This is a genomic window from Oceanihabitans sp. 2_MG-2023 (assembly GCF_030547245.1).
GTDB lineage: Bacteria > Bacteroidota > Bacteroidia > Flavobacteriales > Flavobacteriaceae > Oceanihabitans.
On the sequence record NZ_JAUOQT010000002.1, the window covers coordinates 590,682 to 605,540 of the forward strand.

Here is a 14,859-nt window from a genome sequence, read left to right on the forward strand (position 1 = left end):
GAAATGAAAAAAATACTATACATAACCCTTTTTCTACTTGTTTTTGTTTCCTGTAAAAGCAAAATAAATAATGATATTGTAACTGTATCTAATCAAAAAATACTGGTAAACAACAACCCTTATTTAATAAAAGGTATTTGTTATCATCCAGTACCAAAAGGTAGTGGTAATAATAGAAGTTTTAAAACGCTAACCCAAGATTTAGCATTAATGGTAGAAGCAGGAATAAACACGATTAGAGTGTATGAACCAATTGATAATATAAAAGTTTTAGATGAGATTCATGAAGCTGGATTAAAAGTAATTATCGGTTTTGGTTATAAACAAGATGGTAAAAATGATATTTATTCTGGCACTTTTATCAACTACATAAATAAATACAAAAACCACAAAGCAATTCTACTTTGGGAACTTGGTAACGAATATAACTATCACCCACAATGGTTTCAAGACGACATCAAAAACTGGTACAAAGCAATGAATGTTGCAGCTACTTTAATTCATGAAAATGACACAACGCACCCTGTATCTACTGCACATGGAGATTTACCAGATACATTAGCACTATCAATGTGCCCTAATATAGATGTTTGGGGAATGAATGTATATCGATGGGACAATCCGGAACCAATTTTTAACGAATGGCGAGCGGTTAGCAACAAACCAATGTATTTATCAGAAACTGGATCAGACAGTTATATGAAAATCACTAAAAATGGTTTTAACGAAGGGGTAAATCAAAAAGCACAGGCCGAAGCCACAAAAAATATATTAGAAAAAACCTTTAACAACCAACAAATTTGCTCAGGTGTGACCCTGTTTTCTTTTACGGATGGCTGGTGGAAAGCTGGAAATAATGACACTCAAGATATTGGTGGTTGGGCTCCTAACAGTACAGGGATTCCTTATGATGGTGCACCAAATGAAGAGTTTTGGGGAATTGTAGATATAAACAGAAAGAAAAAAGAAGTATTTGCAATAGTAAAAGAAAAATATGCGAGTTTAAACAAGCAAGAACATTAAAAATATAGATTATGAAAACACCTAACTACAGTTTATCTATCTTATTAATTATTACATTAATGAGCTGTACTCAAAAAAAAGAAAGCTTAGAAGTAGCTGTTTTTGAAACTTCTGTAAACGGAAACAAATTAACACAAATTACAGAATTCCCATCGCAAATAGAAGATAGTACAGCAACAGTTACCATTATACCAGAACAAAAACTTCAAACCATAACTGGTTTTGGTGGCTCTTTTACAGAATCTTCAGCATACCTAATAAACAAATTAAGCAAAGAAAACAGAACAAAAATTCTGAATGCTTATTTTTCTGAAGAAGGTGCAAATTATACTTTAACAAGAACACATATTGCTTCCTGTGATTTTTCATTAAACAACTATACCTATGCTCCTGTAGTTGATGATATGGAATTAAAAAACTTCACAATCGAAGAAGATAGAGAGGATTTAATTCCTATGATTAAAGATGCCATGAATATATCAAAAGATGGCTTTAATATTATTGCATCACCATGGACATCTCCACCATGGATGAAAGACAACAAAAAATATGTTGGCGGAAAATTGCTTCCAAAATATAATGACGCCTTTGCCTTATACTTTTCTAAATACTTAAATGCATATAAAAAAGAAGGAATAGATATTTGGGGACTTACTCCTGTTAACGAACCGCATGGAAATGGAAACAACTGGGAAAGCATGCATTTTTCACCAGAAGAAGAAACCAATTTTGTACAAAACCATTTAGGTCCAAAACTAGAAAAAGACGGCTTTGAAAACGTGAAAATTCTAGGATATGACCAAAATAGACAAGGAGTAAAAGAATGGGTAGATGTCATGTATAATGACGAAGCATCCTCTAAATATTATGATGGTTTAGCAATACATTGGTACGAAAGTACGTATGAAGTTTTTCCAGAAGAACTACAATATGCACACAACAAAGCACCAAAAAAATATTTAATAGAAACCGAAGGTTGTATAGATTCTGAAATACCTAAATGGCAAGATGATGTTTGGTATTGGAGCAAAGAAGCTACAGATTGGGGATACGACTGGAGAGAACCAGAAAAGAAATACTTACACCCAAAATATGCTCCAGTAAATCGATATGCTAGAGATATTATTGGTTGCCTAAATAATTGGGTAGATGGCTGGGTAGATTGGAACATGGTTTTAGATAAACAAGGTGGCCCTAATTGGTTCGAAAACTGGTGTGTTGCTCCAGTAATTGTAGACCCTGAAGCTGATGAGGTTTATTTTACTCCATTGTATTATACTATGTCTCATTTTAGCAAATATATTAGACCAGGAGCTGTTGTTTTAGGAGTTGAAAATTCCGATCCTTCATTACTAGTTACAGCCGCAAAAAATCCAGAAGGTTCTATAGCAATTGTAGCTTTTAACGAAGGGAAAGAAACCAAAAACTTCAACCTTTCTTTACATGAGAAAAACATTACAATAAAAATAAATGCACAAGCTATTCAAACTATAGTTATACCAAATTCTGGTAAATAACATATAACAACCAATAACAAGATGTCAAACCAAAAAATAGTTTTAAAAAACAGAGTACCTATGTTACAAAAAGTTGCATTTGGTTTTGGCATGCTTGCCAATCAAATGTTTCCTGCTATTATTAGTATTTTCATTGTGGTTCTTGTACAGAGTTTGGGGTTTCCTGGTTGGATGTGGGGAGTTGTTTCATTAGTACCACGACTTTTTGATGCTATTACAGATCCTATTATGGGTTTTATCTCCGATAATACAAAATCAAAATGGGGAAGAAGAAGACAGTATGTTTTTATAGGAGCCATAATTATGTGTATTTCATTTATAATTATGTGGCAATTATATAAAGAAAATAGTCTTGATTATAATTTTTACTACTTTCTTTCTTCGTCTTTAGTGTTTTATTTAGGCTTAACTATTTTTAGCGTGCCTTATGTAGCAATGGGTTACGAAATGAGTGAAGACTTTCATGAACGAACAAATATTATGGGAATAGCTCAATTTATTGGACAATGGGCTTGGGTAATTGCTCCCTGGTTTTGGGTTTTAATGGATGATAAAGATTGGTTTCCTTCTAGCGAAGTAGCAGTACGAGAATTAGCCATTTGGGTTGCTGTAGTTTGCACTATTTTTGCAATGATTCCTGCTATATTTATTAAAGGAAAATCTACTACACATGAGGATTACGAAAGTATAACTTTTAACAGCGTTTTAAAAAATTTACACACCATTTTTGTTGTTAATTTTGTTCAAGCGCTTAGTATGAAACCTTTTAGAAAGTTATGTGTCGCTACGTTCTTAATTTTTAATGCATTTAATACTGTAGCAGCTTTTACTTATTTTATTATTGTTTATTATTTGTTTGATGGAGTTACAGGTCCAGATGGAGCTTGGTGGTGGCCTACTCTTTTTGGAAGCGTTGGCGCATTAGTGACTTCCTTTTTAGTAATTCCATTAGTTACTAAAATGTCAAAAAAAATGGGTAAAAAGAAAGCATTTATTGTATCCCAATCCATATCTGTTATTGGTTATGTTATGTTATGGTTTTTATTTATTCCAGGTAAACCGTACATGTTTTTATTTGCGCTTCCCTTTTTCTCTTTTGGTATTGGAGGTTTATTTACAATCATGATGTCTATGACAGCAGATGTTATCGATTTAGATGAGTTAAACACAGGTAAAAGACGTGAAGGTGTTTTTGGAGCTATTTATTGGTGGATGGTAAAATTTGGTTTTGGAATAGCTGGTGGTTTAACTGGACTTATTTTTTCAATTATAGGATTTCAATCTGGAGCTCCTACACAAACCGAAGAGGCGCTAATTGGATTAAGATTATTCTTCTCTGGCTTACCAATTCTTGGAACTTTAATCGCAATATATGTAATGAGTGATTATGATATTACTGAAGAACGTGCTGGTGAAATTCGTGCAGAACTAGACAAAAAGAAAAAAACAAAAAAAATAAATATAGAGAAAAACAAAAAAAATCTTGAAGTTGCTTCATAGCTTAACCACAGTAAAATTATTGTGTTAATGTATCTCTAGGTTTATTACTTTCATCTATTTCTCCCATTATTTTAATTTAATTGCTTCCCTAATTAATCATTATTCATATAATAACTATTTTCAAACAGTTATTCATTCCCAAAAAAAACACTATTAAAACCTCCTCTTAATTTTAAAACCCTAATAAATAACACCTCAAAAAACACAAAAAAGTTAGCAAAACTACTCTAAAGCTAAACTTAAAAAAACTTAAAGCTCTACAAGCGTTATAAGTACCACAACATCAACACAACAAATTAATTATGCTAATAATTATTTAATTATAAAACCTGCTAAAAACACTGATTTCACTAGGCTTATCAACCAATTCAATACTGTATGTTTCTTGTAGTGCTATAAATACCAAAAACATAAAAAAGATGCCATATATTTATAAATATCAAATAATTTTTGCTAAAAAATTAACAAATAAGCAAAATTAGACTTGGTAATTAAAATTAATTAAACTCTTTATATTATGAAAAAAATTACATTACTACTAACCCTATTAATCTACTCTTTGGGCTTTTCACAAACACTACCAATAGATTTTGAAACAACAAATACTTGGGGAGATTTTGATGGTGGTGTTGTAACTACAATATCAAATCCACAAAACAATACAGATAACAATTCTGCAAATGTTGGTCAAATGGTTAAAAGTGCTGGCCAAGTTTGGGGAGGAAGCTCATTAGTACTTAATTCTGCAATGGATTTTACAGCAAATAACACATTTTCAATGAAAGCCTACTCCATTAAACCTGGAACTAAAGTCTTAATGAAAGTAGAAAACGCTGCTGATGGTAATATTAATTACGAACAAGAAGTTACCATGACCATGGTAAATGCTTGGGAAACTTTAGTTTTTGATTTTTCAACAATTAACGCAGCTAATACGTATGATAAAATTGTTGTGATTTTTGACTTAGGAACCATGGGAGATGGTACTCCTGACTTCACATATTACTTAGATGATATTACTTTATACGATAATGGTATAACTACACCTACTCTATCACTTCCTATGGACTTTGAAACCGAGCCAGTAACAAGCGATTTTATTGACTTTGATGGAGGAACTGCAACCGTAATAAGCAACCCGCAATCTGTATCTTCAAACACAAGTGCAACAGTAGCCCAAATAGTTAGAAATGGTGGCCAAATTTGGGGAGGAAGCAAAGTAATTTTATCCAACAATCTTGATTTTTCAACCCTTGGTGGTATTTCTATGAAAGTGTTCACAACAGCTCCAATTGGAACAACCGTTAAATTTAAATTAGAAGGTATTGGTGAAACAGAAATAGATACTTACACAACAGTTTCTGGTGCTTGGGAAACATTAACATGGGATTTTACTGGTCAACCAGCAAACTTTAACACTTTAGTCTTCATGTTTGATTTTGGTAATTTAGGAGATGGCACAGCTAGTTCTACATTTCTTTTTGATGATATTGAACAAATAGATGTTACAGGTGGATTATCACAAATTGATCTTCCTGTAGATTTTGAAGCTACTACTGTAAATTACACAATGACAGATTTTGGAGGTAATGCTTCTTCCATAATGGCAGATCCAACAAACCCAAATAATACTGTTATTCAAGTTATAAAAACTGCTGGAGCAGAATTATGGGCTGGTACAACAATTGGAACTGCTTCTGGTTTTGCAACTGCAATTCCTGTTACTGCTACAGCTTCAAAAATGTATGTAAAAGTATGGTCTCCTGACGCTGCAACTCCAATTCGATTAAAAATAGAAGATGCTTCAGACCCAACAAGATCTGTAGAAACAGAAACAAATACTACCGTTGCTTCAGGATGGGAAACTATTGAATTTGATTTCAATAACGAAGCGCCAGGAACTGCTGCATTAAACCCTTCTTACACTTTCAACAAAGCCTCTATATTTTTTAACTTTGGAACAACAGGTGCAGATGCACGTCGTGTAGAAAAAACGTATTACTTTGATGATGTAAGTTTTAATATGCCATTAAGTGTGGATTCTATTGAAAATTTAGGATTTAATGTATATCCAAATCCTACGCAGAACATTTGGAATGTTAATAGTAATCAAATTATTACTTCTGTTCAAGTATATGACGTTTTAGGGAAACAAGTAATAATTCTTAATCCTAATGCAAAGAAAGTAGCACTAGATGCAACTTCTTTAAACAGTGGTTTATATTTTGCTAAATTAAATTCAAGTTCTAGCACTAAAACAGTAAAACTAGTAAGAAAATAATTTCCTATTTGAAATCTAACTAATTTAAAAGAGTATGCTGCAATTGTTGGCATACTTTTTTTTATATCTTTATATTATGATAACACTTAAAGATTTAGCCGAAAAATTAAACGTTTCTGTTTCTACAGTCTCTAAGGCGTTGCACGATAATCCAGAGATAAGTGCAGATACTATTAAACGTGTAAAAGAAGTAGCAAAACTTTATAATTACCAACCTAATAAAATAGCGCAAAGCCTAAAAGCAAATCAAACAAAAACATTCGGTGTAATAATACCAAGCCTTTTGAACCGATTTTTTGCTAAAGTGTTATTTGGTATTGAAAAAGAAGCCAGAGAAAAAGGATATAATATTATTACTTGTATGTCTAATGAAAAATTAGATAAAGAAAAAGAATGCATCCAATTATTAAGCAATGGTAGTGTAGATGGTTTTATAATTGCGGTTTCTGAAGAAACTCAAAAAACCAAAGATTATTCACATTTTAAAGCAACGCAATTAGCAAAAATTCCAATTGTTATGTTTGATAGAGTTATTGATGAATTTAATTGCGACAAGGTAATTATTGATGATTTTGAAGAAGCAAAAAAACTAACATTAAAACTATTAAAACAAGGCAAAAAAAATATTGCGTTTATTTCTACAATTAACGATCTAAATGTTGGAAACTTAAGAAGAGAAGGCTATGAAAACGCTATGAAAGAAAACATTAATTTACTATTTATTGACACTAATAAAGATATACAACAACAAATAAAAACATTTCTTGTAAACAATAAACATGTAGATGCTATAATAGCTGCAGATAACATTTCTGGTACTATAGTAATAAGTGTAGCAAATCATTTAGGTTATAAAATACCTAAAGAATTATCTATAATAGGCTTCGCAGATGAGCAAATTTCAAATCTCTCTGTACCAAAACTTTCCTATTTAAATCAAAATGCACAACAAATGGGAAAAAGAGCAATACACTTGATGATAAATAGATTAAAAGATAAAACAATTACTAAAGAGTTTATAACAGAGAAAATCATAACAACTTTTGCAAAACAAGAATCTTTTTAATTGTTATGGATTTAATATTTTTTCAAATGTTGCTCTAGACTGACTACCATAAATACCATCTACATCAATATTTCTCTCCTTCTGAAATGAAATAAGAGCTGTTTCGGTTTTAGGTCCAAAAACACCATCTGCACTTCCAGTTAAGTAATTTAGTTTAATAAGTATTTTCTGTAATAGCTTTACATTTTCACTACTATCTCCTTTTCGTAAATAACCAGTAGGGATTTCTATGTCTTCTTCTAAATCATCTGTTAAACTTCTAAATTCAATAATTCGATCTAACGTAAAGGTTTGAATATTTACCTCATCATTTTGATTTCCTCCAAGACAATAAATAGATTTTCCACTTTTAGTATATCCTAAAAAAAATCCAACATGTCCAAAAAGACTATTAATATCTGTACGCCAAAAAACAACGATATCTCCAGGCTGCGGCCAATCGGTTTTTTTTCCAACCTTTAACCAACTTCTAGCCATTGCACTATTAGACATTTCTAAATTAGCCTGCAAAGCAACCCAATTAGCAAAAATGCTACACCAAGCAACCTCATCATTACCAAAATCTAAACCAGTCATTTCCTGGTATTCTAAAATACGTTCATTGTGTGCAGAACCACTAATTTCTTTTTGGCCTAATTCACCAAAAGCTATTTTTAAAGTATCACCTAACATAATTATTAAAATTAAAAATTAATATGATGCTATTAAATCTATTAGGGAAGAAATACTGGAAATAAATTTAGCAAAAATATATATCAATTAATGCTATATGTCAATTTAATTTGATAAAAACTTGCGAATTAAATAAATATTTATATTTTTGGTAAACCAATCTGGTTAACCAATTTTTTATTATTTATTTATTTTTCATGAGAATAGCAGACAAATTCTATACCTTACAACTAGCTACAATTCTATGTGTGGTTCTTTTTTTTAGTTGTACGAATAATGAAGATGCATCAGATAACGCTGAAATAATAGATGAAATTATTGATAATCAAGAAGAAGAAGAAGAAGAAACTATAGAATATGCAGATATTGATTTCTCTAATTGGAAAGTTACACTACCTGTAGATAATGATAATAATGGTGGTCCAGATGAATATCAACCTTTGCAATTAATAAATCTTGGATACCAAACATTAGAACCTGTACAACCATATATGTATGATGACATAACAGATGGTTCCTTAGTCTTCTATACTTTTCCAGATGTTTCCACCACAAATAGCTCGTACTCTAGAACAGAATTGAGAGAACTAATAAACCCAAGTAATTCTAGAGAAAACTGGACATTATTAGAAGGTGGTGAAATGACAGGTCGCTTAAAAGTAGATGCTGTTTCTGCAAATGCTACATCTAGTGATGACTATCATAAAGTAATCGTTATGCAAATTCATGGTGTCCTTTCTCAAGAAGATATGGATATACATGGTTTTTCATCTAACAATGGCCCTCCACTTATAAAAATCTATTGGAAAGATGGTTATATATGGTCGCATAAAAAATCACTTATAGACGAATCTACAGATGGAGATGATTTACTTGAAACCTCTAGCAATACCTGGACAGACATTAAATTAAACTTAGGATATGTTGGGTTTGAAGCTTTTGATTTTAGAATTACTGCAAGCGATGCTAAAATAGAAGTACAATTAAATAACAATGCAGCACACGTATATCAAGACGTAAGTCTAAACAAATGGCCTTATGAAAACTACTTTAAGGCAGGGAATTATTTAAACTCAACACATGCAGACGCTTTTTCTTATATAAAATACTATAATTTATCTATTACTCACTAAAGAATGATTTGAATGTAGTCAAATCAAAAAGCCTTTTGTATTTTTAAAAAGGCTTTTATATTTTAAAGACATCTAACACATTACAATGCAATGAAAAAAATAATATTAAGTTTCAATTTATGCTTCTTACTAATGACCTGTAGTAATCTAGAAGTTACCAATTCTACTAGAGTCTCCAATATCGACGAACTAAATACTGCCATTAAAAATAGTGAAGCAGGAGACAACATTGTTTTAACAAATGGTATTTGGAAAGATGTTGAAATAAAATTTACAGGAAAAGGAACAAAAGAAAATCCTATTACTTTATCGGCCGAAACAGCTGGAAAAGTTTTTATAGAAGGGGTTTCTAATCTAGCTATTAGTGGAGATTATTTAGAAGTAAGTGGTTTGTTTTTTAGAAATGGACATGCTCCATCTCAAAATGTAATAGCATTTAGAACGAGTCCTAAAGAGGTAGCAAACCATTGTAAAGTTACAAATTGTGTGATTCTAGACTTTAATAATCTAGAACGTGATCAAGATAATCTTTGGGTGCAACTTTACGGAAAGCATAACGAGTTAAGTAACTGCTATATTGCTGGAAAAACAAATGGAGGACCAACATTGAGAGTGGATTTAAAAGGAAATCAAAGTATTAGAAACTATCATAAAATCATAAATAACCATTTTGGACCAAGGCCAAGAAAAGGTGGGGCAAGAGGTGAAACTATTCAGTTAGGAAGTAGCTTTACATCCATGTCACCAAGTAATACTTTAATTGCAAATAATTTATTTGAAGAGTGTAATGGTGAAGTTGAAATAATTTCAAGTAAAACCAATTTTAATATTATTAAAAACAATATTTTTTATAAAAGTGAAGGATCTGTAGTAACGCGTCACGGAAATTATGTTGCAGTAGATGGAAACTATTTTATTGGCGATGGTAAGAATGATCAATTTGGAGGAATTAGAATTATTAACACAGGACATTGGATTACAAACAACTTGTTTTATAAAATAAAAGGTAAGAATTTTAGAAGTCCAATTGCAATTATGAACGGAATTCCAAAGTCACCATTAAACAGATATAACCAAGTTACAGATGTTGTAGTTGCATACAATACCTTTGTTGATTCAGACTCTCCATGGCAATTTGGTGTTGGACAAAACCTTTCGCAAGCAGATGTTTTGCCTAAATCAGAAATTAGATCTGCTAGAGCATTAAGAACAGAAGTTGTAAATAATATAATATATAATTCTGTTGGTAATGCTAATCCAATTATAGAACATGATAAAGCTGATGGCGTAACCTTTGCAAGTAACATTATCGATAATAATGGTGTCGAAATTGAAAACAATCATGGTTTAATTTCTAAAGAACTAACGTTAACAGATATAGGAACAGCACTTGCTGTACCAACATCTGGTTTTGATGATATTGAAATTTATAATGGATTTGATTTTGAAACAATTACAGAGGATTTAATAGGAAACTCCAGAAGTAAATCAAATCAAATTGGCGCAATTTTAAATACAGGAAATATTAGTTTAGATCTTTTGGATAAAACTAAATATGGTGCAGATTGGTTTTCAAACGAAGTGGAAGCAAAAGACCCAAAAACACATACAGTAGCTAATTCTGCGGAATTAAATACCAAACTAAAAGAAGCAGAAAGTGGAGATATTATTGATTTAACAGAAGGAGTATTTCAAGTTTCAAATTCTTTAGTAATAAACAAAACAATTACTATTCAATCTAAAAATAAAGCTGAAATTGTTTATTCAGGAGCAGCAGAAACTCCAGCTTTTTCATTGCAACCTTACGGAAAGCTAACCTTAAAAGGAATTAAACTAAAAGGAAACAATACAAACTATGCTTTTGCAAGTTTAAAAAAGAACATGTCTAATCACTTTGGGTTAGATGTTCTAGATTCAGAAATCAGTAATTTCAACTATGCGTTAAGAGTATATAAACAATCTTTTTCTGAAGAAATTGCCTTTAAAAACACCTCGATTTCTAATTGCGAAAACGGAATTGAATTATCTGAAGAAACAAACGATAGAGGTGATTACAACACAGAGTACTTAACCATCGATAATTGTCAATTTACGAATGTAAAACAAAATGTTATAGATTATTATAGAGGCGGATACGATGAGTCTACCATTGGCGGAAACCTTTTAGTTACAAATAGCACATTTACCAATTGTGGTGCAAAAGAGAAAAACAAAAGGCTATTAAATCATAATGGTATTGTAAATGTAAATATTACGAAGAACACATTTAAAAATAATAAAGTACAATTTGTATCTATTCTTTGGGGAGCCAAAAATAATGTAGCATCAGAAAACAACTTAATGGATTCTGGACAAATAAAAACCGAAGAAAATTTAGTAATGAAACTCATGTATTAATATGAAAAATCTAACGCTATTTTTTTTGTTTTTTCTTGTCTGGTTTCAAAATGTTGATGCACAAACAATACCATCTAATGAAATAATAGATAATGATAAATTATTTTCTTATTTAACTAAAACAGTCCAAAATAGTTTAATATCTAATGGAGCAACTTCTCAAGTAGATCTAGCGAAATACTTTCGCACAAAATTTAGTGAACGTTATTTCTATAATTGGAAAAATAACAATAAACGATTCCAAGAATACACAAAGCTATACCCAGAATCTAAAGCAAAACATACAGCAAGAGCACTAGATCACTTGGCAAAATTTCCAGCAGAAGCACAATGGAAACTGCCTTTTAATTACCAAAACGGAGAACCTGTAAACGCTTATGCTTTACGTCATTTAGCAAGGCAACATAAAATGATAGATATCGGTTATTATTATTTCTATCAAAACAAAGACGAACAGTATTTAGATTATTTTACCAATCAAATGGCATCTTTAAATACTGCTTTAGCCAATAATAAATATGAAAGTATTGAAGATGGAAATGGCGTTTATGAAGCCTTTCGTTCTGGATACCGCATTATCAATTGGTTACAATTACATAATTTGTTTTTAGGAGAATCTGGTTACTCAGACAAAGAACAATTAGTTACTATTGCTACATTTTTACAACACGCTCAACATTTGTACCAACGCAACCAAGAATTCAAATCTGGTAATCACCAAACACGAGGCTTATGTGCTTTAGCAATGCTTTCTATTATACTGCAAGATTTTGAAGGAACAGAGCTTTGGTACAACCATGCCATGAAACTTTTAGGAGAACATTTAGATAAAGAAATAAACCCTGATGGCTTTCAATTTGAACGCACAATTCACTACCACATGAGTGATATTGGCACCTACTTTTATGTATATCAATTAGCTAAAAAAAGCAACACTCCTATCCTTCCTGTTTGGAAAAACAAATTAGAGTCTCTTTTCACAACACTTGTAAAAATTGCTTATCCAGATAAATCTGCACCTGTTTTATCTGATGATACAGACACACCTTGGGCAGAAAAAAATGATATTTCTGGAGCTATGACTTTAGGATATCTACTATTTGAAGATCCCGAAATAGGATATTTTGCAAATAATAAATTAAGCACAAAATTCTATTGGAATGCAAGTGCTTCACAATTAGATAAATTAAAAAACATACAAGCTGTTCCGCCAAAAGAATTATCCTACGTTTTTCCAGACACAGGCTATTATATTATGCGTGAAGGTTGGAACAAAAAAGACAACATGTTAGTAATTTCGGCAGATGTAGACGAACTAAAACCAGACCATCAACATGGTGACATATTAGGCATACAAGCAATGGCTAATGGTCAAGTAATTTTACCAAATTACCAAGTACGCTATTCCCTTAAAGATTTAGAGTTGTTTAAAAACTCTATGACTAAAAATGTTGCTTTAGTAGATAATGAATTACAAGGAAAACAATACACAAGTAACAAAGGAGGAAGTGGTTTTGGTAAATTTAAAAACCTTCCAGAAACAAAAAACATCACGTTTCTAACTAATGGAAATTTAGAGGTTTTCGCAGGAAGTCATAACGGGTTTGAAAATATTGGTGTACAATATAGTAGACAGGTTATTTCTATAGATAATAGTTTTTGGATTGTAAAAGATAATTTCACCTCTAAAACAAATCACGAATACAAACAAGTTTGGCAAGGTCATTATAGTTTAGAAAATGGTTCAGACTTATTACGCGCTTCTTTTATTAACGGTTCTGGTTTAGATATTTTTCAATTGCACAAAACAGACAATGTTTTAACCGATGGAGCAAGAGGAAAACAATGGGCTGTAGTTTCAAAAAAAGACACGAAAAACTTTAACTTTATAACCGTTTTATTTCCTTTTGAAACCTATGATAAACGAATAGACGAAACTTCAAAAGAAAAAGAATTTAATGGCTGGAAACTAAACGCTTCCAAATGGAAAACAAACAATCCTGAAGCTATTTCTTTAACAAAAGAAGATGTTTCCATATTCTTTTCGGTGAAAACATTAAAATTTGAAAACACCAAAATCACTTTTGAAAAAGAGGTGGATGTTCTTGTTAATTTTAAAAATGAAGACTTAATACTTCAACTACTTAACAAAAAAGAAGGAAAAGCGATTATAGAAAAAAATGGAGTTACTCAAACTATTAATTGCGCTTTCGAGAATAATTAAAATAAATAGAAAATGAAAAAAGCAATATTTACATTAGTTACGTTTTTAATAATAGTTGCTTGTAAAAACAATTCTAAAACAACTACAAACACAGATGCTTCTGGAAAAACGGAAGATGCTACAAAATACCCAAGCGATGTGATTCCTTTTATGGAAAAATGGAAAATCCTTTTAGGAGATGGCACATATAAAGACGATTTAGTAAATTATAAAAAAGACGATTTCTTTTATGTTGAAAATGACGGAGAAACAAACTGGGTAGTTTACAAAACACCTAATTCTGGTATTACCTCAAGAACTTCAAGCAATACAAGAACCGAACTAGGTGAAAAAGCACATTGGATTCCTGAAACTGGAGGAAAACTAACTGGCACACTAAAAGTACAACATGTTTCTACAACAGGAAATGCAAATATACCTTCCTCATATGCTGTAGTTATCGGACAAATTCATAGTGACGAAGGTCATGAAAACGAACCATTAAAAATATACTACAAGAAATTCCCAGGTCATACTAAAGGATCTGTATTTTGGAACTATGAAATAAATACTGTTGGCGAGGATAATTCTGGAAGATGGGATTACTCAACAGCGGTTTGGGGTTACGACTTTTCCGTTGTTGGCAAAGATGCATCTACAGCGCCCGAAGAACCAAAAGATGGTATTGAATTGGGTGAAGAATTTAGCTACGAAGTAAATGTTTATAAAGGTGTTATGTATCTAACATTTTCAAGTAAAGGTCACAAAACGATAACGTTCACCAAAAACTTGCTAAAATCAGATTTCTCAACAAAAGAAGATATTCCGCAACAAATTATAGACGTATATGCATCCAGAAGAACAGTGAATGTAGAACGTGAAATTGCCTATGCAGGAGAAATAAATTACTTTAAACAAGGCGCTTATAACCAAGCTAATAGCAAAACAGGATCTAAAACATTTGATGGCAATATAGAAAAACAATATGCAAATGGAGCTTATACCGAAGTTTGGTTTAAAAAAGCTACTGTTGGCAAAGGAACAGCACCTAACCATTAAAACGAAAA

At 31.4% G+C, this 14,859-nt stretch carries 10 protein-coding genes; 9 read left to right on the top strand and 1 reads right to left on the bottom strand.

Going from position 1 to position 14,859, the window contains the following annotated elements:
• The first annotated feature begins 3 nt into the window (after positions 1-3).
• From Q4512_RS06450 to Q4512_RS06470, 5 genes are all read left to right on the top strand, one after another.
• On the top strand, positions 4-1,023 hold the full coding sequence (locus Q4512_RS06450) for a glycoside hydrolase family 2 TIM barrel-domain containing protein (protein ID WP_303423114.1): 1,020 nt from the start codon (positions 4-6) through the stop codon (positions 1,021-1,023).
• A gap of 11 nt (positions 1,024-1,034) precedes the next feature.
• Positions 1,035-2,540, top strand: coding sequence for a glycoside hydrolase family 30 protein (locus Q4512_RS06455; RefSeq protein ID WP_303423117.1), 1,506 nt, complete (start codon positions 1,035-1,037; stop codon positions 2,538-2,540).
• 21 nt (positions 2,541-2,561) lie between these two features.
• Entirely contained in the window at positions 2,562-4,040 is a 1,479-nt protein-coding gene (locus Q4512_RS06460) for an MFS transporter (RefSeq protein ID WP_303423120.1), read from the top strand.
• Between the two features lie 517 nt (positions 4,041-4,557).
• On the top strand, positions 4,558-6,321 hold the full coding sequence (locus Q4512_RS06465) for a T9SS type A sorting domain-containing protein (protein ID WP_303423122.1): 1,764 nt from the start codon (positions 4,558-4,560) through the stop codon (positions 6,319-6,321).
• Positions 6,322-6,397: 76 nt separating this feature from the next.
• The gene (locus Q4512_RS06470; protein WP_303423124.1) at positions 6,398-7,387 is read left to right on the top strand and encodes a LacI family DNA-binding transcriptional regulator; all 990 of its coding nucleotides are present in this window, start codon (positions 6,398-6,400) and stop codon (positions 7,385-7,387) included.
• Between the two features lie 3 nt (positions 7,388-7,390).
• On the opposite strand, the gene Q4512_RS06475 is transcribed toward Q4512_RS06470, so the two are convergent.
• Positions 7,391-8,059, bottom strand: coding sequence for a TIGR02594 family protein (locus Q4512_RS06475; RefSeq protein WP_303423126.1), 669 nt, complete (start codon positions 8,057-8,059; stop codon positions 7,391-7,393).
• A 197-nt stretch (positions 8,060-8,256) separates the two neighbouring features.
• On the opposite strand from Q4512_RS06475, the gene Q4512_RS06480 reads away from it, so the two are divergent.
• The 4 genes from Q4512_RS06480 (at position 8,257) to Q4512_RS06495 (ending at position 14,851) form a co-directional block, all read left to right on the top strand.
• Positions 8,257-9,192, top strand: a complete 936-nt coding sequence (locus tag Q4512_RS06480) for a polysaccharide lyase family 7 protein (RefSeq protein WP_303423128.1) — start codon at positions 8,257-8,259, stop codon at positions 9,190-9,192.
• A 90-nt stretch (positions 9,193-9,282) separates the two neighbouring features.
• A complete protein-coding gene (locus Q4512_RS06485) occupies positions 9,283-11,589 on the top strand; it encodes a chondroitinase-B domain-containing protein (protein WP_303423130.1) in 2,307 nt (768 codons plus the stop codon).
• Positions 11,590-11,614: 25 nt separating this feature from the next.
• Positions 11,615-13,813, top strand: a complete 2,199-nt coding sequence (locus Q4512_RS06490; RefSeq protein ID WP_303423131.1) for a heparinase II/III family protein — start codon at positions 11,615-11,617, stop codon at positions 13,811-13,813.
• Between the two features lie 12 nt (positions 13,814-13,825).
• The gene (locus tag Q4512_RS06495; RefSeq protein ID WP_303423134.1) at positions 13,826-14,851 is read left to right on the top strand and encodes a polysaccharide lyase family 7 protein; all 1,026 of its coding nucleotides are present in this window, start codon (positions 13,826-13,828) and stop codon (positions 14,849-14,851) included.
• Positions 14,852-14,859 lie beyond the last annotated feature (8 nt).

What these genes read in the sequence shown, in the direction of transcription:
- Q4512_RS06465 (WP_303423122.1), top strand. Translation starts at nt 4,558, where the DNA reads ATGAAAAAAATTACATTACTACTAACCCTATTAATCTACTCTTTGGGC.
- Q4512_RS06495 (WP_303423134.1), top strand. Translation starts at nt 13,826, where the DNA reads ATGAAAAAAGCAATATTTACATTAGTTACGTTTTTAATAATAGTTGCT.
- Q4512_RS06485 (WP_303423130.1), top strand. Translation starts at nt 9,283, where the DNA reads ATGAAAAAAATAATATTAAGTTTCAATTTATGCTTCTTACTAATGACC.
- Q4512_RS06475 (WP_303423126.1), bottom strand. Translation starts at nt 8,059, where the DNA reads ATGTTAGGTGATACTTTAAAAATAGCTTTTGGTGAATTAGGCCAAAAA.
- Q4512_RS06450 (WP_303423114.1), top strand. Translation starts at nt 4, where the DNA reads ATGAAAAAAATACTATACATAACCCTTTTTCTACTTGTTTTTGTTTCC.
- Q4512_RS06455 (WP_303423117.1), top strand. Translation starts at nt 1,035, where the DNA reads ATGAAAACACCTAACTACAGTTTATCTATCTTATTAATTATTACATTA.
- Q4512_RS06460 (WP_303423120.1), top strand. Translation starts at nt 2,562, where the DNA reads ATGTCAAACCAAAAAATAGTTTTAAAAAACAGAGTACCTATGTTACAA.
- Q4512_RS06470 (WP_303423124.1), top strand. Translation starts at nt 6,398, where the DNA reads ATGATAACACTTAAAGATTTAGCCGAAAAATTAAACGTTTCTGTTTCT.
- Q4512_RS06480 (WP_303423128.1), top strand. Translation starts at nt 8,257, where the DNA reads ATGAGAATAGCAGACAAATTCTATACCTTACAACTAGCTACAATTCTA.